This is a genomic window from Taibaiella soli (genome assembly GCF_003236175.1).
GTDB lineage: Bacteria > Bacteroidota > Bacteroidia > Chitinophagales > Chitinophagaceae > QKTW01.
Genome location: NZ_QKTW01000031.1, coordinates 1 through 20,286 on the forward strand (window position 1 = coordinate 1; position 20,286 = coordinate 20,286).

A 20,286-nucleotide genomic window follows, 5' to 3' on the forward strand; every position below is an offset into this window, starting at 1 on the left:
CAATTGCGGTCTCTATTTTTTTACGCTTTCCTTACAGTGTTGCAATTCCTGCGTGACAGCCAGGCTGTCTTTATTTTCTACCGTTTCCGTGATTGTGCTGTAATGTTTCATAATCACTTCCAGGGAACAATCGCAATAAGCTTTCGCCTGATCATCACTGGTGGCCCATGTGTGGGCTTCTTCCATACAGCTTTCCCGGTATTGGTTTTTATATTCGTCGCTCCATCCTTCTTTGCATGAACTGACAAACAAAATCAGGACGGCGGCGGCAATGATCGTTTTCATAATTCAGCCTTTTATACCCTTAAGGTACGATAAGACTGCGACTGGTGGATGTATGTGCGCTGAAATATCCGAGGGCACCACCGGAAATATTATTCACAGGATTGCCCGGAGTGGACGAACTACCCAAAGCAGATTCGCTGAACGTACGGAAAAAATCATAGGCCGGTTGATCGATACATTGCATCTCCAGGCGCAGGTTATCACCGGCAATTACGCTTGTATCATCATTGAAAATCGGCATGTTATTTACCAGGCCATCTGTGTATTTATCTTCAAACGTAAAGATCTGATTGATCTCTTTGCCATCCACATATTCCACAAAGCGATAGTAATTTTTTATACCGGCAGGATCTGTAAAAACCGGCGTCACTTGTTTGATGGTTTTGCCAAAGGCGTCAAAATTGGTTACAAACACACTGTCGAGTGTCACAGGCATTGGCATCGTGCTCGACGCAAAATATTCGCTGTTGCCGTCTTTGATATACAGTTTATAAGTATGACCCGGAATACCAACATATGGATTAGAATGGTAGGTGCCCGGAGATACTTCTCTTAAGGTATCAGAAACGCCGATTGTACTATCCGTAACTACAACCACCGCGCCGCTTACTGTAGGCATCGTATTGCTCTGGTCAAAATTTACAGATCGTGTAAGCCGTACACTCATGCGGCTGGCAGAATCGTTAGAAACCTCACCTTCTACTACCAGTTTCGGACTAGAATCATTCAGGTCAACATTGATCACTTTTCGGCATGCCGTAAATAACAGGCAGATCGCTAAGGTCGTTGTGATGGAAAATATATTCTTCATATCAGTATGCTTGCTCGATTATTTAAAATGGAAGTTGTAAGTGATAGATGGCACCCAGCGGAACAGTGCCGTTTGCACAGCTTGTGTTGCCTGCGGATTGTCAGGGTCCTGGCGGAAGTCAATACTGTAGGCATTTTGGTGACCATAAGCATTGTATACGCTAAACGCCAGTTCCTGCGTAAAGCGTTTGTGCGCTTTCAGCTGCATGGTGGCACCCAGATCTAAACGGTGGTAAGCTGGCATGCGGTAGCCATTGCGTTCTGTATAGTAGTAAGCAACCTGATTGTCGATTACGTATTTACCACTCGGGAAGGTAACTGCATTACCTGTGTTGTATACCCAAACTGCAGAAACCGTCCATTTTTTAGTGAGTTTGTAAATGCCGACGATAGATACATCGTGCGTGCGGTCTTGTTTCGCAGCATACCAGTCACCATTGTTGATACCATCAATCTGTTTCTCTGTGCGGGAAAGCGTGTAGCCAATCCAACCCGTGAATCGACCATATTTTTTCTTTACATAAAATTCCACACCATATGCACGGCCACGGCCAAAGAGTAATTGACTTTCGACTAAAGCGTTGCCGTAGATATCAGCACCGTCTTTATAGTCGATCTGGTTTTGCATATTTTTATAGTATCCTTCTACGCTGAATTCATAATTGTTGTTGTCGAAATTGCGATAGTAGCCAACAGCCACCTGATCAGCGATTTCTGGTTTTACATTATTCGTACTTGCGATCCAGCGATCAGTAGGGCTCGATGCTGTTGAGTTTGAAAGCAGGTGCAGGTTTTGTGTGTTGCGTGCATAAGAGAATTTCACAGAAGATGCGTCTGTCAATACATAAGAAGCTGACAAGCGTGGTTCCAGGTTTACATATGTTTTCACAAACTGATTGGTGGAATAGTGCATGGTATCCAGCACATTTCCGTTCTGGTCGAAATTATAATAGTCGCCGGCTCCCAGCACACTGAATGATGTAAGACGCAGACCGTAGCTTACGTTCAGGCGTTGCGTTGCTTTCCAGTCATTATTGATATAAGCGGCATTGTCCCAGCTGTAACGTTTGGGCAAGCCCATTTCATTAATCGAATTGCTGCCTGATGAAGTAATCTGGCCCGGAGTAATTGTATGGTAAATGGTGTTTACGCCAAATTTCAGAGAGTTTTTCGGATCAAGGAAATATTGAAAATCTTCTTTCAGATTCCAGTCCTCAATACGCGAAGTGATGTTAAAATCTGAGCCGTTAGAATTAATCGAAATAACGTAGTTGTATTTGCTGTAGATAAGCGACGTGTTAGAGAACAAGCGGCTGTTGAAAATATGGTTCCAGCGCAGTGTTCCGGTTGCGTTCCCCCAGTTGATGCCAAACATATTGCCCACGCCGATTACATCTTTACCGAAGTACCCGGAGAGGTACAAGCGATCCTTATCAGAAAAATCCCAGTTCGCTTTTGCATTGAGATCATAGAAATAAAGTTTGTTCTGGTTAAGCGATGAGTCCGGCGACAATTTCAGAAACATATCTGCATACGTACGACGGCCTGTAATCAGGAACGAACTTTTCTTTTTCTTAAGCGGACCTTCTACCTGCAATTTCGAAGCGATTAAACCGATACCGCCGCTGATATTAAATGCTTCATTATCGCCGTCATTCATTTTCACATCCAGCACAGAAGAAAGGCGACCGCCATATTGCGCCGGCATATTGCCTTTATATAGCGTAACGTTTTTGATCGCGTCAGAGTTAAACGTGGAGAAGAAACCCAATAAGTGCGATGCATTGTAAACTGTTGCTTCATCCAGCAAAATCAGATTTTGGTCAGCACCGCCGCCACGCACATAGAAACCGGCATTACCATCACCGGCAGATTTTACACCCGGCAGCAATTGCAGGGTTTTCATCACATCGCGTTCACCAAACAACACCGGGATATCTTTAATATCCTTCATGTTCAGTTTTTCGACACCTGTTTGTGCAGAAGTGATATTGTGATTTCCAGCCTCGCTTTTTACCACTACCTCTTTCAGTTCATTATCAGACGAAGCAAGCTGCACATCTTTTTTTATGTTCTGCGTCAGGTTAATTTTTTCAGACAATGTTTTATAACCATTGTAAGAAATCTCAACTGTATAAGTGCCGGAAGGAAGTGTAAGGGAATAAAAACCATATTCGTTGGTCATGGCACCCACACCTTGCAGTTCAGTAACACGTACTGTAGCACCGATCATTTGTTCGCCGTTCTTCTGGTCTTTTACCGTTCCGCTGATGGTAAATTTTTGTGCCACTGCCGAAAGCTGCAGCATAAGCAGGCAAAGCAGCGATATAAATCCTTTTATCGTTGTTTTATATAACATAAAAAATGGTTACGAAAATTTTACACTGTGATATAGATCAATAATTATGCCGAATGTTCTCATTTTAAATGGGAATGTTAGTTTTCAGGCTTAATGGGTTAAAATGAATTTTTAAATTGTATATGTATTCCTTTTCATTTGGTAGCATAAAAAATATGTTTGCAAAAATCCGTAAATAGAACGAAAGCAAAAACTTAAATGGAGAAATGCCGTTTTGTACTACGTTGTGGTTACAGTAGGTTAGACGACTAACCAGGCCGTTACCCCTACGCTCCGTTATTATTTTTTTTGCGCTGTTAAATAAATAACCGGTTTGGGGAAGCCAGCGATGAAAACGCAGATCTGCCATTTTTGTTGTGGCGGCATGCTATTTAATTGTTAGATATAATAATGTTTGATACCCTTATCTGTGTATTAATGATAGAAAGGGAGCATTTTACCCGATAACCTTCGTAAATTCGCGGCTCGATGAACCTGCAAGTATTGCTGGGATTGTACCAAAACGATATCCGCCTGAAACAATTGGCGGCCGCAATCTCATTGCCCGATCCCAGGCAGCGTGTTTACTTAGATAATCTACGGGGATCCTCAGTCAACTTTATAGCCACTGCCGTCTGGCAACTTTCTGATCTTAATCACGTTTTCATTTTAACGGATAAAGAAGAAGCTGCTTATTTCCATAACGATCTGGAACACCTGACTGGTGCGCTCGATATTTGTTTCTTCCCCGATTCCTTTAAAAAGACCGGAAGTTACAATGAGCTTAACAGCAGCCATATTATGCTCCGTACCGAAGCCCTGACGAAATTCAGCGGCAAAAAAGTGCAGAAAAAAATACTGGTTACCTATCCGGAAGCGCTGTTTGAGAAAGTAGTAAATCCTGATACGCTGTCTGGAAATATGATCAGCATTAAAGTAGGTGAGCTACTGAAAACAGATCCGCTGATGGCGCAGTTGGTCAAGCTCGGCTTCAAGCGTGAGGACTTCGTTTATGAACCGGGACAGTTTGCGATGCGCGGCGGCATTTTCGATATTTATTCTTTCGGGAATGAACATCCGTACCGTATTGAATTGTTTGGCGATGAGGTAGACAGCATCCGCATGTTTAATCCGGAGACGCAGCTTTCAGAACGGAAGTTGTTACAGGTTTCCATTCTTCCTAATATCGAAACCAAATTCGATACACAGGAAAAAATATCGCTACTCGATTATCTCCCCGAAAATACCGTTATCTGGGCCAAAGACCTGGATTACACGATTGGCCGCATTGGTAAAATGGAAAATGATCTGCCGGAGAAAATTGAATTGAATCAGGTAGCGATCGATCATGAAGAGCAATGGCTGAAAGAACTGACGCACGCAGATTTTGAAACAGGCGACGGCTGGAAAGAGCAAGTGAAGAAACGTCATTTGCTGGAATGGTATAATCATTCACTGGAGCGTATTACAGGTGATGAAGTAACGACATTGCTGTTCGCAACTGAAGAGCAGCCGGCGTTTAACCGTCAGTTCGGTATGCTGATTTCAGATTTGCAGGAAAAAGAGGGCAAGAAAATTAATCCTTACATCTTTGCAGAAAATCCGAAACAGCTGGAACGTTTGCGCAGCATTTTCGAAGATCTGAATGCGCAGATCAACTTCGTGCCGATCCCGATTTCCATCAGCAAAGGGTTTATTGATTTTGATAAAAAAGTAGCTTGTTATACAGATCATCAGATCTTTCAGCGTTATCATAAATACAAAGTAAAGCAGGCGTACACCAAGGGTAAAGCCCTGACCATACGTGCGCTCAAGGAATTAACGCCCGGTGATTTTATCACACATATCGATCATGGTGTAGGTGTGTACAGTGGCTTGCAGAAAATAGAAGTGAATGGCAATATGCAGGAAGCCATTCGTATTATATACCGCGACAATGATGTGCTGTATGTAAACATTAACTCGCTGCATAAAATCAGTAAATACACAGGCAAGGAAGGCACACCGCCAAAGGTGAACAAGCTGGGAAGTGATGCCTGGGAGAAACTGAAAAACAAGACCAAGAAACATGTAAAAGATATTGCCGCAGACCTGATCAAGCTATACGCCAAACGTAAGGCATCGGAAGGTTTTGCGCATTCTCCCGACAGTTATCTGCAGACAGAACTGGAAGCTTCGTTCTTCTACGAAGACACGCCAGATCAAAGCAAGGCAACTGCCGATGTAAAACGAGATATGGAATCTCCTTCACCGATGGATCGTCTTGTGTGCGGTGATGTTGGTTTTGGTAAAACAGAAGTGGCTATCCGTGCGGCATTTAAAAGCGTCGCGGATTCCAAACAAGCTGCCATATTGGTTCCTACAACGATTCTCGCGTATCAGCACTATCAGACATTCAAAGAACGCCTGAAAGATTTTCCTGCCAACGTTGATTATATCAATCGTTTTAAATCTGCAAAAGAGAAAAAAGAAACGTTGAAAAAACTGGAAGAAGGCAAGATCGATATCATTATTGGCACGCATGGTTTATTGGGTAAGGATGTTAAGTTTAAAGATCTTGGTGTACTGATTGTTGATGAAGAACAAAAATTTGGCGTAGGCGCGAAAGAAAAATTGCGTGAGCTGAAAGCTAATGTGGATACGTTGACGCTGACCGCAACGCCGATTCCGCGTACGTTACAGTTCTCTCTGATGAATGCCCGCGACTTGAGTATCATCAATACACCGCCGCCAAACAGGCAACCGGTACATACGGAAGTACTTTCGTTTAATGAATATGCCATCCGCGATGCGATCTATTATGAAACAGAGCGCGGCGGACAGGTTTACTTTATTCATAACCGCGTGCAAAGTTTACCCGACATGGTGACGTTGATTCGTAATCTTTGTCCCGATCTGGAAATTGGCGTCGCACACGGACAGCTGGAAGGTCACAAACTGGAAGAAGCACTGTTCAATTTTATCTCTCATAAATATGATGTGCTTTGTTGTACAAACATTGTAGAAAGTGGTGTGGACATTCCGAATGCCAATACGATCATCATCAATAATGCGCATCATTTCGGACTGAGCGACCTGCATCAGTTGCGTGGTCGAGTGGGTAGAAGCAATAAAAAAGCATTCTGTTACCTGATGGCGCCGTCAATGTTGACGCTGCCGAATGACAGTCGTAAACGTCTGCAGACGCTGGAACAATTCAGTGAACTCGGAAGTGGTTTTCAGATTGCGATGCGTGATCTGGATATTCGCGGTGCGGGTAATTTGCTGGGCGCAGAACAAAGTGGTTTCATTACGGATATTGGCTTTGAAATGTATCAGAAAATTCTCGCTGAAGCAATGCGTGAATTGAAAACATCTGACTTTAAAGAAGTCTTTAAAGATGAGTTGGAACGCAAAAAAGATTTCGTTAGTGATTGTACGATAGATACTGATCTGGAAATACTAATACCGGACAGCTATGTAGAAAATATCACCGAGCGTTTATCGCTCTACACGCAACTCGACGATATGGAAACGGAAGAGGAACTGCAAGAATTTGCAGCTTCTTTGCAAGACCGTTTTGGTCCGTTGCCAAAACAAGTGCGTGATTTGTTTACTACACTTCGTTGCCGCAAAACAGCGAAGGAACTTGGTTTTGAGAAACTGATCCTGAAAAATCAGCAAATGCGCCTGTATTTTATCAGCGATCCTGATTCTGCTTATTTTGAGTCTCAGACGTTCAATCATATCATGCAATACATTCAGCGTAGCGCTAACAACGCGAAGCTGAAGCAAGTGGGTAAAAACTTTATGCTCATCGTTGATAAGATCAAGAGCATGGATGACGTGCATTGGTTTCTGGAAGGAATTGCGAAGACATTGCCGGCTACTTAGGAGAATGGTGAATGGTCAATTGTGAATGGTCAATCCACTCACGCTGTCATGGTGAGCGGAGTTGAGGCATAAAACATTATACGGTCGGACGACTCCAAGTCGTCTGACCGTTTTTTCTTTTCTGGCGCGAGAGCGCTGCGCTAACTCACGCGCCAGTGGAAGATGTTTTATAAAGACAAAGGATGCCAATTGGCATCCTTTGTCTTTATATTTTATTTGTATTGTTATCCCGACGTTGGGGCGCGATAGCAACTAAAGCGCGGCTTTAATCGCATCAATTACATGTTGCAGTTGCGCCACATCCTGACCGCCTGCAGTTGCAAGTGTTTTTTGTCCGCCGCCACCGCCTTTGATGAGTGGTGCTACTTTTTCTTTGATTAGTTTGCCTGCATCCAGACCTTTCTCAGCAACTACTTTATCGGCGATTGCGATTGCAACACTTGCTTTACCTGCGATATCAGCGCAAAGTACCACAATGGCGTTGTCTACCGCTTTGCTAAGGTCGAAGCTCAGTTTTTTCAGGCCGTCCGCGCTATTTACTTGTACGATTTCACCAATAAATAAACCCATAGCGCTATCTGGTGCCGGCATGTGGAAACTGATTCCTTTGTCGAGCAGTTCACGTTGCATGCCATGAAGGATTTTACTTTCCAGCGCTTCCAGTTGTTTTTTCAGCGAAGCATTTTCCTGAATCAATGATTCAACACCTTTGCTCAGGTCTTTCGGATTTTTCAATTGCGTACGTACGTTGCTGAGCAATTGGATATGTTCATTGATATAAACTTCTGCAGCTTTACCGCTCACCGCTTCTATACGACGAACACCAGCTGCTACCGCACCTTCACTTTTGATTTTAAAGAAGCCGAGTTCACCAGTATTACCAACGTGCGTACCACCACAAAGCTCAATAGAATAAGAAGGATCCATTACGACCACACGTACCACATCGCCGTATTTTTCACCGAACAATGCCATGGCACCCATTTTCACCGCTTCATCTTTGCTCATTTCCTTAATCACTACCGGTACATTTTCACGAATCTTCTGATTCACGATCGCTTCTACTTTTTCGATTTCTTCATCCGTCATTTTAGCGAAATGAGAAAAGTCGAAACGCAGATGCTCTTCGTTTACCAGAGAACCTTTTTGTGCCACGTGCGTGCCCAACACTTCACGGAGCGCTGCGTGGAGCAAGTGTGTTGCACTGTGGTGAACTGTGGTATGACGACGACGGTCTACATTCACGCTTGCGAGGAAAGAACCACTGAGATCAGCAGGAATTTCTTCTGCAAAGTGAATAATCAGATCGTTTTCTTTTTTTGTATCGAAGATCTCTACACGTTTGCTGTCGAGGATCAGAGAACCGCTATCGCCGATCTGGCCGCCGCTTTCTGCATAGAACGGCGTTTGGTCAAGCACCAATTGATAAGATTCCTTACCTTTTGCTTTTACCTTACGGTATTTGATAACAGTTGCTTTAGCTTCCAGACTGTCATAACCAACGAATTTTGAAGGTTGATCTGCTTTTATAATTACCCAATCATCAGTATCTAATGCTGTAGCTGCACGGCTGCGGTCCTTCTGTTGTTGCATTTCTTTTTCGAAACCAGCTTCGTCTACCTTCAGATTATTTTCCTGAGCGATCAAACGAGTGAGGTCGATTGGGAAACCGTATGTGTCGTACAATTCAAAAGCAACAGGTCCGGAGATGGTAGCGTTCTGAACATTTGCAAAAGCTTCGTCCAGACGTTTCAAACCTTTTTCCAGTGTGCGTAAGAATGCATCTTCTTCTTCTTTCACCACTTTCGCAACAAAGTCGAGTTGTTGATGCAATTCAGGGAATACTTCGCGGAATTGCTCTGCCAGGCCAGGCATCAATTGATGCAGTAGTGGTTGTTTATAATTGAGGTACGTGAAATAGTAACGCACCGCACGACGCAGAATACGACGAATCACATAACCAGCGCCTGTATTGCTCGGTAATTGACCATCAGCAATCGTGAATGCAATAGCACGGATATGGTCTGCAATTACGCGGAAAGCCACATCTTCTTTAGCATCGGTATTGCCATATTTCGCACCGGTAATCTGTTCTGTTTTTGCAATCGTAGTAGTGAACAGATCGGTATCATAGTTACTTGTTTTGCCCTGAATCACACGCACCAGACGTTCCAGGCCCATGCCGGTGTCTACGTGCTTAGCTGGCAAGGGTTGCAGGCTGCCATCTTTCAGACGGTTGAACTGCATGAATACGTTGTTCCATATTTCAATCACCTGCGGATGATCCGCGTTTACCAGTGTTTTACCATCTACGGCTGCACGCTCGCTATCCGGGCGACAGTCTACGTGAACTTCAGAACATGGTCCGCAAGGGCCGGTATCGCCCATTTCCCAGAAGTTATCTTTTTTGTTGCCCAGTAAGATGCGCTCTTCCGCAACATGTTGTTTCCAGAAATTATAAGCTTCTTCGTCTTTCGGCAGATTTTCTTTTGCATCACCCTCAAAAACAGTCACATACAGACGGTCTTTCGGGATCTGATAAATTTCAGTCAGTAATTCCCAGCTCCATTCAATCGCTTCTTTTTTGAAGTAATCGCCAAAGCTCCAGTTGCCGAGCATTTCAAACATGGTATGATGGTAAGTATCTACACCAACTTCCTCCAGATCATTATGCTTGCCGCTTACACGAAGACATTTTTGCGTATCCGCCACACGGGTATGGGCCGCGACTTTATTGCCGAGAAAATAATCTTTAAACTGGTTCATACCTGCGTTGGTAAACAGCAGCGTTGGATCATTTTTTACAACGATAGGCGCAGAAGGCACGATCTGGTGACCTTTGCTGCGGAAAAAATCCAAAAATTGCTGGCGAATCTGATTGGCCGTAAGCATAGAGAATAATTTGAAAATGTGATCATTCGGAAATGTGATCCTGATTGTTGGCGACAACCATTTTCACATTTGCACACATATATAATAAACAGGTGGCAAAAGTAAGAAAACTGCACTTCTGAATGTGCTAAATGTGCTCAAATGTGGGGAATGTGTTTTTAGATGTGATTATACGGTAATATGATATTGCGATAATGGGTGCTATCTGTTTGAATGTGGAAGGCTCAATAATTATATTCAAGCACATTCATAATGGACATTAACTATTCCAGACACATTCGTCATATTTCCTCACATTCCCCACATTAACCCATTATTTTTGCACCATGTTTTCTATTAACGAGACTATTGTGGCATTGGCGACACCGCCGGGAGAAGGCGCTATTGGAGTGATCAGACTGAGCGGTAAGGATGCTATTACTATTGCAGATAAGATTTTTAAGGGTAAAAAGCTTGCCAATCAGGCGACGCACACCCTGCATTTCGGTAAGATCGTAGATGCGGAGCAGCAGAATAGAATCGTAGATGAAGTTGTAGCGAGCCTGTACAAAGGCCCAAAGAGCTATACAGGCGAGGACATTGTAGAGATCAGTTGTCATGGTTCCGATTATGTGCTGCAGCAGGTGATTGGTCTGTGTCTTCGGGAAGGGGCCCAAATGGCGAAACCAGGAGAATTTACCCAAAGAGCTTTTCTGAATGGTAAAATGGATCTCACACAAGCAGAAGCGGTGGCCGATCTGATTGCCAGCCAGAGCAGCGCAGCACATCAGGCTGCGATGCACAATTTGCGGGGTGGCTTTAGTCATGAATTAAAAATGATGCGTGATCAGCTGATTAATTTCAGTGCGCTGATAGAACTGGAATTGGATTTTAGTCAGGAAGATGTGGAATTTGCGGACCGTTCGCAGTTGTACGCTTTGCTGAATGATGCAATTGAAAAAGTAGCTGCATTGATACAATCCTTCCATTTGGGGAACGCAATCAAAAATGGTATTAAGGTTGCAATCATCGGTAAGCCGAACGCAGGCAAAAGTACATTGCTGAACGCATTGCTGAACGAAGAACGTGCAATTGTGAGTGATATTGCCGGAACAACGCGCGATACCATTGAAGAAACGCTGAACATAAACGGTGTTGTCTTCCGTTTGATTGATACAGCCGGTATTCGTGAGCATACCAGCGATGCCATCGAATCCATTGGTGTGGAACGCAGCAAGAAGGCAATGCAGGAAGCGGATGTGGTGGTGTATTTATTTGATGTAACTGAAAATTCACTGACGGATATTGAAGAACAGATCATGAAATTTGAGTCGAACAATATTCATTATATCCTTGCGGGCAATAAGGTAGATACATTAGGACTCGATATAACGAAAGAGAAGTTTGCATTGCTGCAACAGATGCTTTTTATCTCTGCGAAAGACAAAGAAAATATTCATCAGCTGAAGCAAACGCTTTATGATAGGGTAGTTGCGGGCGAATTAAAACAGGAAGGAACGATCATTACAAACGCCCGTCACTTGGCTGCACTAAAAGATGTATTGTTTTCACTAAACGATATCAGAAACGGTATGGATAATAGTCTGCCAGGTGATTTGATTGCACTGGATATCCGCAAATGTCTGTTCCATCTCGGTACGATTACTGGTGAAGTGCAAGTGGACAGAGATATTCTGGGCGCGATTTTCGGGAAGTTTTGTATTGGGAAGTAACCTCCCGAAACAAACAAATACAATAATTGTAATTAATACTCTGAAAGCCTCGTTTAACGGGGCTTTTTCATTTCAACTCATTAGTTTTTGTATACGTTTCTTATCTGTTTGTTTTGCTAAAATTTGTACCTTTTTTGTACCTTAGTGAGTAATCCGACGTGTTTCGGATTTTTTCGTACCTCGTAGGTGGCGGTAAAGGGACAAAACGGAACACACAGGAACATTAAGGAATAACACGGCTTAAAATTGAAGAAGTGAGTGAAGCTACCTTTCGAATAAACAAAGTTTGCCAACATTGCAGCAAGATTTTTGAGGCGCAAAAGGTCACGACAAAGTACTGTTCTCATAATTGCAGCCGTCAGAATTGGCGATTGAGAATGAAACTCGACAAAAAAACTTCGGCCGAATCTGAATTGACTCAGCGCCTGTCATACACGTTAAAAGCTGATCGTGTAAATCTCGAATTAATCCGACAAAAGGATTTTTTAAGTGTTCGGGAAGTGGCCACGTTGTTGTCGTGTAACACGAAGACAGTTTACAGAATGATCGGAACTGGCAAATTGAACGCGCACAACTTTTCATCAAAGAAAACAATCATAAGGCGAAGCGATATTGAGAAGCTGTTTGACACACCTAAAACAGAAACAAAGGACGATAACTGCGTGATGTCACTCGCCGAGATTCAAGCGCGGTTCAAAATTTCTTACAACGGGTTGTCGAACATTATTAAACGCAACAATATCCAAACTGAGAAGCGCGGGAACCGCGTATTCGTTAAGGAGTCGGACATTTTATCCGTGTTTACAAATTAAAGTTAATATGGCTATAAAAGTAAAATTGAGAAAGAAAGCAATATCGGGCGGTAGGTTAAGTTTATACCTCGATTTCTATCCGGCTATTCATCAGGACACAGGCAAGGAAACCCGAAGAGAATTTTTGAAAATGTATATTTTCGAAAAAGCCAAAAGCACTTTAGATAAGCAACATAATAAAGAGACGTTGCAGCTTGCGGAGCAGATACGACAGAAGAGAGAGAACAGTTTAAACAAGCCCGAAGTTTACACTGCGCACGAAAAGGAGCAGCTAAAAATAAAGGAGCTGGGCGAGCAAAATTTCGTTGCCTATTTCAAAGCTCTTGCGAACAAACGTAAAGCCTCTAACCACGATAACTGGGTTTCCGCTTACAATTACCTTGAAGCTTATACGGGCGGGCATTTGAGGTTTGCAGACCTTACCGAAAAATTCTGCAACGATTTTAAAGAATATTTACTCAACACGCAAAGCAAAAAAAGCAATAAAAAGAAGCTTTCTCAGAATTCGATTGTCTCCTATTTCAACAAGCTGAAAGCGACGCTAAAACAGGCGTTTAAAGATGGGTACTTACACACTGATTTAAATGCGAGAATTGAAGCCGTTAAGCCAGCGGAAACCCGACGAAACTTTTTAACTCTGGAGGAACTGAACAGCCTTGTAAAAACAGAATGCAACAATCCATTGCTCAAACGCGCAGCTTTATTCTCTGCTCTTACAGGATTGAGATTTTCTGACATTCAAAAATTGACGTGGAGCGAAATATATTTTAGCTCCGAAGATGGCTATTCAATTCAGTTTACCCAACAGAAAACGAAAGGTGTTGAGTTTCTGCCGATTTCAGAACAAGCATTCAGCCTACTGGGAGTGCGGAATGAATCGACGGATAAAGTATTTGAGGGGCTTACCTATTCCGCGTACGAAAATAAACACCTTTACCAGTGGATTGGCGCAGCAGGTATAACAAAGGATATTACGTTTCACTGTTTCAGGCACACGTTTGCCACTTTGCAGCTTTCCAAAGGGACGGATATTTACACGGTGTCGAAAATGCTTGGACACCGCGAATTGAAAACGACGCAGATTTATGCAAAGGTTATAGACCAAACAAAACGTGAAGCGGCCGACAAAATTAAACTGGATTTATAAACCTTTAGGATGTTGACGTAATGGGCGTAAATGAAATAATCCAAAATATGCCGCAGGGCAATTGCAAATGTTTGCAAAAAGTACAGGCGAAGTACGTAAAAATCAGAAATGCAGCTTTAAAAGACGTTAAGGTAGGTGACATCCTTCATTCGTCTCAAGGTTCAAACCTAAATGAATACAAACAAGCGTGTGAAACTTATGGCGCTCAGTATTACCTTGATTTAATTGGGTTAGAACACAATGCTAATTGCAGCGACTTTAGGTCTATTTATCCACTTGTTGAAGAAAGTCGAAAACTTCGGGAAGGGGAAAAGAAACGACTTCCGAAAACCTTTGATAGCTTGATCGAAAAACCAAGGCAAAACTGGATAGCACAAATAAATAAATATAGCGACGCTCTTAAACGAAGCACTTCGTCATTAAATGAAATTAACACCAACCATTATTGGGCTATTGTAATTGCCCAACAACATTTAGAAATGTACGAAGCGGTTGCCTCAATGCCGATTCCGCGCAAGGAAATTCACGCTATTCATGCAACTTTTCCGGCAAAATTTTATGCTTTATATCATTGGCTTAAAATCGAAATGGGCACAGAAAGACAATTTGCTAAAAACGCCAACGACCAGTTTATTAAAAGCGAGATTGAGGCTTTCGTTGAAAACACATACCCAGAATGCAGCAAACAGGGATTTTATCGTTCGTTCATTAATTTGGACATTTCAAATCGCACTGCAATTGCAAAATCATTTGGAAAGGGCTATAAAGAAAAGCTAATTGCATTGTCCAATAACGATAGTCTGCTAATAAGCCGCTTGAAAAATTACCCCAACTAAAATTTCTTTCCTTGCTATTATTGAAATAAACGCGAGGTAAAATACCCGAAAAATACCCGGCCAATCACTGACGCAATTTGCATCAAACATTACGACGATGCAAAATTTAGTGTTAAGCACGCGAAACATTGATGACCTTATCAATGACGTTGCTAATAAGGTTGTTGAAAAAATCGACTTGTTCCTTATTCCACAAATGCAGCCAACTCAAACTGATCGTTGGTTCGACCTTACTGAGCTTTGTCAATATCTGCCCGACAAGCCCACAAAACCCACTGTTTATGGCTGGGTAAATGCTGGTATCATTCCGGTACATAAAGGCGGTAAAAAACTGCGATTCTTAAAATCAGAAATTGACGATTGGTTAAAACAAGGCCGAAAAAAAACGTTGGCGGAAACAGCCGCTGCCGCCGATCAGTACTTACGACGGAAGAAGAAAGGAGGCCAACATGAATGATGCGCATGTCAACGAAACCCTGAAACGCTTTATTAACGCAATTCAACCTTTCTGTCATGGCATTGAATCCCAATTTTAATTTTCCAAAATGTAGCATCGGGATTGAGGGGATAAAAAAAGAAGTCGACCAGTTAAAACTGCACCTTAATGATGCAAAAGAAAACAAAGGGCTGTTTACAGTAAAAACAGCAAATAGTTGGATTGAGCAAGCAAAAATCCGCCCTGTTCCGAAAATGCTATTTGGTGCATTTTGGTTTGAAGGGGAACTGTGCATTTTGTTTGCAGACACCAATTTAGGCAAATCAATTTTAGCTGTGCAAATCGGCAACAGCATAAGCAGAGGTGAGCAAATACCAGGATTTACTCTGGAAGCGCCAAAGCAACCCGTTTTATATTTTGATTTTGAGTTAAGCGATAAGCAATTTGAAAATCGATATTCGATAGACTTTAACCAGCACTATTGTTTTGACAACAATTTTATACGGGTTGAGATTAACTCCGATGCTGCAGTCCCCGAAAAGCAATCCTTTGAGGAATACCTCAACTATTCACTGGAGCGAACAATTATCGAAACAGGGGCAAAGATTTTAATCATTGACAACCTTACTTACCTGAGAAATGAAACGGAGAGAGCCAAGGATGCGCTGCCGCTAATGAAACATCTGAAAGCCTTAAAGAAAAAATATGACCTTTCAATTTTAGCACTCGCACACACACCCAAAAGGGATTTGGCAAAACCAATTACCCAAAATGATCTTCAAGGCAGTAAAATGCTGATGAATTTTTGCGATAGTTGCTTCGCCATTGGTGAAAGCAATACTGATAAAAACTTACGATACATAAAGCAGATTAAACAACGCAATACTGAGCTGATTTATGATGCGGAAAAGGTTTGTGTTTGTCGGGTAGATAAACCCCGCAATTTCCTATTGTTTGAGTTCGTGGAGTTCGGAACAGAGCGGGAACACTTGAAACAAATTCCCGAAAACGAAAAATCAGAATTAAAAAACAGTGTCAAAGCATTGCTGCAAGCGGAACCCAATTTAAAGGCGTATGCTATTGCACAAAGATTGTGTCCCGAAGGAGGCAATTTTAACAGCTTCAAAGTACGGATTTACAGAATTGTGAGTCAACTCACAAACGGTAGCGGTAGTAACAATTAGTAACACGTTACTAATTGTTACTACCGCTACTACTGTTACTACCGTTATCCAAAAAGTAAAAAAATGAATGAACATAGGTACGTACTTGAGCCATACAAAGGAATAGCTACCCGCTACTGCTGCCCCCGTTGTCAGCAAAGAAGCAAAACCTTTTCACGTTATATAGACACCGCAACAGGCGCATACGTAGCCAACGATGTCGGCAGATGCAGTCGTGAAAACAATTGCGGGTATCACTACACGCCGAAGCAATATTTTAAAAACAATAACTCGTCGCTTAACATCCCGCAACCGACAACATACAAAGCCCGTTCTGTTACAATGCAACCAAAGCCTATTTCATTCATCCCTACCGATGTGTTTAAAGAAAGTCTGACAGGCTATGAGGCGAACTATTTCGTGAGCTACCTCGTTAACCTTTTCGGGGTGGAGCTGACAAATAATTTGATAAGTCGCTATTTTATTGGGACGTCAAAGCGCTGGGATGGGGCAACGACATTTTGGCAAGTTGATTTAGGCGGAGAAATAAGAACGGGCAAAATAATGCTATACAGCCCTTCGACGGGTAAAAGAGTGAAAATGCCGTTCAATCATATCGACTGGGTACACAATGGTGTTAAGCTTGATGAATTTGGCCTAAAACAATGTTTGTTTGGGGAGCATCTTTTAGTTGATAGAACGAAACCCATTGCGATAGTTGAAAGCGAGAAAACGGCTATAATCGCAAGTGTCTATTTGCCGGATTTTATTTGGCTCGCGTGCGGACAACTGCAAGGCTTGTCAGAAGAAAAGTGCCGCGTATTAGCGGGCAGGGACGTTGTACTATTTCCAGACCTAAAGGCGTTTGAAAAATGGCAAATGAAAGCGGTTGAGCTTTCATCAATCGCGACGTTCACTGTAAGCAGCTACTTAGAACACAACGCCAGCGAGGACGAGAAGTCGGAGGGGTTAGACATTGCGGACTACTTAGTTAAATACGATTGGCAGGAATTCGTCAAACCACAAGCAAGCATCATTGAGTTACACCGGGAATTGACAACCGCGAGTGAAGAGTTTGTACGCGGCGAATTATCCAGTGATGAATACGGCTCAATCAGTGGCCGCATAAATCGTGATTTGATATTGCTTAACGCTGACCTGCGAGAGTTTATCCGAATGGGATATTGAGATGGATTTTGTAAACAACAAAAGAAAACAAAAAAGCGATGGGCTTAAAAAGAGGTCAAACGAATAATATACACGGTAGGCCGAAAGGAGCGGAAAATAAAGTAAAAGCGGATTTAAAGGGGGCGATTAAATTGTTCCTCGGAAACAATATCGGCAGATTACAGGACGATTTCGATTCCTTAAGCCCTAAAGATCGACTGCTATTTTTTGAAAAACTACTGAAATATGTGGTTGCCGCTCAGGCGGCGGTCGGAGACGAAGCGGACAAGGAGGGAATAATGATTCAAGGTATTTGGTACTCTGAAAAGCCACACCTCTCGGATGACCAATTTGCCGAATTGCTTAATTCGGTTAAGAATGCGACGTAAAACAATTTTTCTTTTAACGTATGTTTGTGCGATGCTATTCGCTCACGAAGTGGATTAGCATTATTTAAGACTGTTGTGCTATAACATAGTATTGCTACTTCTGAATCGCCAATTTCATAATACCAAGCAATGCAATGGATGTAGTACGCCGATATGGCGTAACTGTATCTTTTTGCTTGGTATGGGCTTTGGCGAGCCTTGAAGTGGCGAAAATGAATCACAGTTACGTCTTTCTTTTTTAACTTCTAAATACGCCAAATGAAGAAAGTCATTTTAATCGCCTCATTGCCGTTTATTGCGGCGTGCAATTCGGGAGGAGGTAATACCAATGTTACTCCCGCTAAAGCCTATTACGTTGTTCCTAACTGGCAAAACGACACATTGATCGGCATGTACTCCAACCTTAAAAAAGACACAATGTTTTCATTGATGGACAACGGGAAGTCATGTATAAAATATCGCGGTGTTGAGTATGAGATAAAAGCCTACATGTTAAACAACGCTGCGTTTACCCAAAATGCACAGCAATACTTTGTTGATATTTTTACGATGTCCGGGACGCAAGTAAACTCCGTTAACACACAAGATGCGAGTGCCGAGCCATCAAAGTATTTTGACAATGCTTACAGTACATGGAAAACCCAACATCAGGGTATAATGATAAACCATCCACCGTTTACAGACAGCGTTGTTGGTGGACTGTGGAGCACAGTTTACAAATAGAGTATTCGACGGAACAGCTTTCGCGTATTAATAATTTCGAAAACCGATAAAATGAAATTGATTCTTTTGATGAGCATCGCAGTCCAGCTATGCTGTGCCACTGCATTCTCCCAAATTAGAACTATTGGCCCGTACACGATAGGTAAAACTTCTTTGGCGGATGTTATTCAGTTAAAGACTGAACGGGGTTTAATTATTAACAATAATTACAACTCACTATGGCTTGATGTAAACGATGAGAATGAATTTTGGCATGGAGACAGCGTTTCAGTCATATCAGTCACAAATGACAGCCTGTACCCTGATGTTTACTTATGTTTTTACAAGGATACTCTTTTTGAGATAAAGGTAGGTTTTCCCTCTGCTGAGCTGATTACAGCTATAAAAGTGAAATGTGGCAGTGGTATTAAAAACAACAAATCAGTAATGACTAAGTGTGGTGCTAACGCGTTCCGAAATGTGATTAAGTGGAATGATAAAAACACGCTCATGTACTATCTTGATGAGAGATATTTCAAAAGCGGCTGCGACGTAAATTTTTTTAAGGTCTTATGCATAAAGGACGTGAAATTATCCAAAGAGGCGGAGGCTTATAGCTCAAGAACGGCACGGCAGAACAAGACTAAAAAACTAAACGATGCGCTAGATATCATCAAATAGCTCAGATTTTCCAAATGGATATGCCCCAATTATTTTGCAACAGACATGTGTAAATATTTCTCTACAAAAATTTATGTATGTTCAAATTAATTACATATAATTGTATAAATTATATAATCAAGGGTGTTCGGCACGGATTTTGTCATATAAACGATAGTGCTCCCTATTACAATAGAAAGCATGAGAATAGCATATTTGAAGTGGATACTTACGTGGTCATTGGCTTTGTTACCGTTAATTTTTCATTTTTGTAAACAATTTTTTACGACAATACACGTTCCTTTAGATGAAGTGTGTGGCAACGGAGAACTTTTTTTAGTAAGTATTGTTGTTGTCGGAGAGCCTTTTAGTCGGCTAATAATTGCTAAGGTGAATCCTGCAACGACTTTGGGATATGTGATTAGCTCTTTGATGTTGCTTCTGTTTTGCACGTACATGTATGCACTAATCGACCTAAGCCCTGAAATGTCAAGTATTTGCAGCGCTGAAAGCCAAACTGTAGAAAGCAATTCGGGTGTGAGTACAATTAAGGCAAAAGAGATTGAAAAAATTCGTCAGATAAAAACAATGAAGATATCTGTTTCTTTAAGTACATTTGCAGCCGCCCTTATCATTGGTGGGTTTGCAGTGTATCACACACACAAGAACGGTCATCATTGAAAACAAAATAATTATGCACCTTAAAAAATAGTGCTTATGAATTTACTCATTTTTATTGTCCCTTTTTTAGCAGTTGTGGTGTCTGTTATTACATTTAGTATGGACAAGCACAGTCACAAAAAGAAAACTGAGAATACTCAGGTAAAACACCCAGCACACTAATTTCTATAACGGTTTGAATAGTCCTGAAAAAAGTTGACGGATTTTAAATAGTCCCGGTTGCCTCAAGTGGCCGGGATTTTTTATGCACCTGTTGTGGCGTTTTCATGCCTAAAGAAAGATGAGGTCGTCGATTGTTGTACAAATCTACAGCTTGTTCTGTCAATGGTATCGCTAACTTTTTATTTGGCAACGTAGCGCCTAAACCAAATTCATCTTTTAGG

The 20,286-nt window shown here is 42.0% G+C and carries 17 protein-coding genes; 12 read left to right on the forward strand and 5 right to left on the reverse strand.

Annotated features, from left to right (window positions below):
- Positions 1 to 12: 12 nt before the first annotated feature.
- From DN068_RS21670 to DN068_RS21680, 3 genes are read right to left on the reverse strand one after another with little or no spacing between them, the layout of a single operon-like run.
- Positions 13 to 285, reverse strand: a complete 273-nt coding sequence (locus tag DN068_RS21670) for a hypothetical protein (protein ID WP_111001054.1) — start codon at positions 283 to 285, stop codon at positions 13 to 15.
- A 19-nt stretch (positions 286 to 304) separates the two neighbouring features.
- Entirely contained in the window at positions 305 to 1,096 is a 792-nt protein-coding gene (locus DN068_RS21675) for a DUF4249 domain-containing protein (protein WP_111001055.1), read from the reverse strand.
- Positions 1,097 to 1,114: 18 nt separating this feature from the next.
- A complete protein-coding gene (locus DN068_RS21680) occupies positions 1,115 to 3,454 on the reverse strand; it encodes a TonB-dependent receptor (RefSeq protein ID WP_111001056.1) in 2,340 nt (779 codons plus the stop codon).
- Positions 3,455 to 3,922: 468 nt separating this feature from the next.
- Between DN068_RS21680 and mfd the strand changes: the two genes are divergently transcribed.
- The gene (gene mfd / locus DN068_RS21685; protein WP_111001057.1) at positions 3,923 to 7,306 is read left to right on the forward strand and encodes a transcription-repair coupling factor; all 3,384 of its coding nucleotides are present in this window, start codon (positions 3,923 to 3,925) and stop codon (positions 7,304 to 7,306) included.
- 252 nt (positions 7,307 to 7,558) lie between these two features.
- Here the strand turns inward: mfd and alaS are convergent, their stop codons facing one another.
- Positions 7,559 to 10,198, reverse strand: coding sequence for an alanine--tRNA ligase (gene alaS, locus DN068_RS21690; RefSeq protein WP_111001058.1), 2,640 nt, complete (start codon positions 10,196 to 10,198; stop codon positions 7,559 to 7,561).
- Positions 10,199 to 10,524: 326 nt separating this feature from the next.
- On the opposite strand from alaS, the gene mnmE reads away from it, so the two are divergent.
- The 11 genes from mnmE (at position 10,525) to DN068_RS21745 (ending at position 19,903) form a co-directional block, all read left to right on the forward strand.
- The gene (gene mnmE, locus DN068_RS21695; RefSeq protein WP_111001059.1) at positions 10,525 to 11,910 is read left to right on the forward strand and encodes a tRNA uridine-5-carboxymethylaminomethyl(34) synthesis GTPase MnmE; all 1,386 of its coding nucleotides are present in this window, start codon (positions 10,525 to 10,527) and stop codon (positions 11,908 to 11,910) included.
- 377 nt (positions 11,911 to 12,287) lie between these two features.
- A complete protein-coding gene (locus DN068_RS22550; protein ID WP_111001060.1) occupies positions 12,288 to 12,722 on the forward strand; it encodes a helix-turn-helix domain-containing protein in 435 nt (144 codons plus the stop codon).
- A gap of 7 nt (positions 12,723 to 12,729) precedes the next feature.
- Complete coding sequence (locus DN068_RS21705) at positions 12,730 to 13,869, forward strand: site-specific integrase (RefSeq protein WP_111001061.1); 1,140 nt, start codon at positions 12,730 to 12,732, stop codon at positions 13,867 to 13,869.
- A 71-nt stretch (positions 13,870 to 13,940) separates the two neighbouring features.
- On the forward strand, positions 13,941 to 14,705 hold the full coding sequence (locus DN068_RS21710) for a hypothetical protein (RefSeq protein ID WP_123985449.1): 765 nt from the start codon (positions 13,941 to 13,943) through the stop codon (positions 14,703 to 14,705).
- Positions 14,706 to 14,802: 97 nt separating this feature from the next.
- On the forward strand, positions 14,803 to 15,162 hold the full coding sequence (locus tag DN068_RS21715) for a helix-turn-helix domain-containing protein (protein ID WP_111001063.1): 360 nt from the start codon (positions 14,803 to 14,805) through the stop codon (positions 15,160 to 15,162).
- Positions 15,163 to 15,218: 56 nt separating this feature from the next.
- A complete protein-coding gene (locus DN068_RS21720; protein WP_111001064.1) occupies positions 15,219 to 16,325 on the forward strand; it encodes an AAA family ATPase in 1,107 nt (368 codons plus the stop codon).
- Positions 16,326 to 16,388: 63 nt separating this feature from the next.
- Positions 16,389 to 17,492 carry a DUF6371 domain-containing protein gene (locus tag DN068_RS21725; protein ID WP_123985450.1) on the forward strand — a complete coding sequence of 368 codons (1,104 nt, stop codon included), beginning with the start codon at positions 16,389 to 16,391 and terminating at the stop codon, positions 17,490 to 17,492.
- A 38-nt stretch (positions 17,493 to 17,530) separates the two neighbouring features.
- Positions 17,531 to 17,860, forward strand: coding sequence for a hypothetical protein (locus DN068_RS21730; protein WP_111001066.1), 330 nt, complete (start codon positions 17,531 to 17,533; stop codon positions 17,858 to 17,860).
- A gap of 258 nt (positions 17,861 to 18,118) precedes the next feature.
- Positions 18,119 to 18,583, forward strand: a complete 465-nt coding sequence (locus tag DN068_RS21735) for a hypothetical protein (protein WP_111001067.1) — start codon at positions 18,119 to 18,121, stop codon at positions 18,581 to 18,583.
- A gap of 51 nt (positions 18,584 to 18,634) precedes the next feature.
- Entirely contained in the window at positions 18,635 to 19,243 is a 609-nt protein-coding gene (locus DN068_RS21740; protein ID WP_111001068.1) for a hypothetical protein, read from the forward strand.
- A gap of 180 nt (positions 19,244 to 19,423) precedes the next feature.
- Positions 19,424 to 19,903, forward strand: coding sequence for a hypothetical protein (locus DN068_RS21745; RefSeq protein WP_123985451.1), 480 nt, complete (start codon positions 19,424 to 19,426; stop codon positions 19,901 to 19,903).
- Between the two features lie 205 nt (positions 19,904 to 20,108).
- On the opposite strand, the gene DN068_RS21750 is transcribed toward DN068_RS21745, so the two are convergent.
- Positions 20,109 to 20,286, reverse strand: a 178-nt coding sequence (locus DN068_RS21750) for an integrase core domain-containing protein (protein WP_165836489.1), incomplete at its 5' end; no start/stop codon positions are given.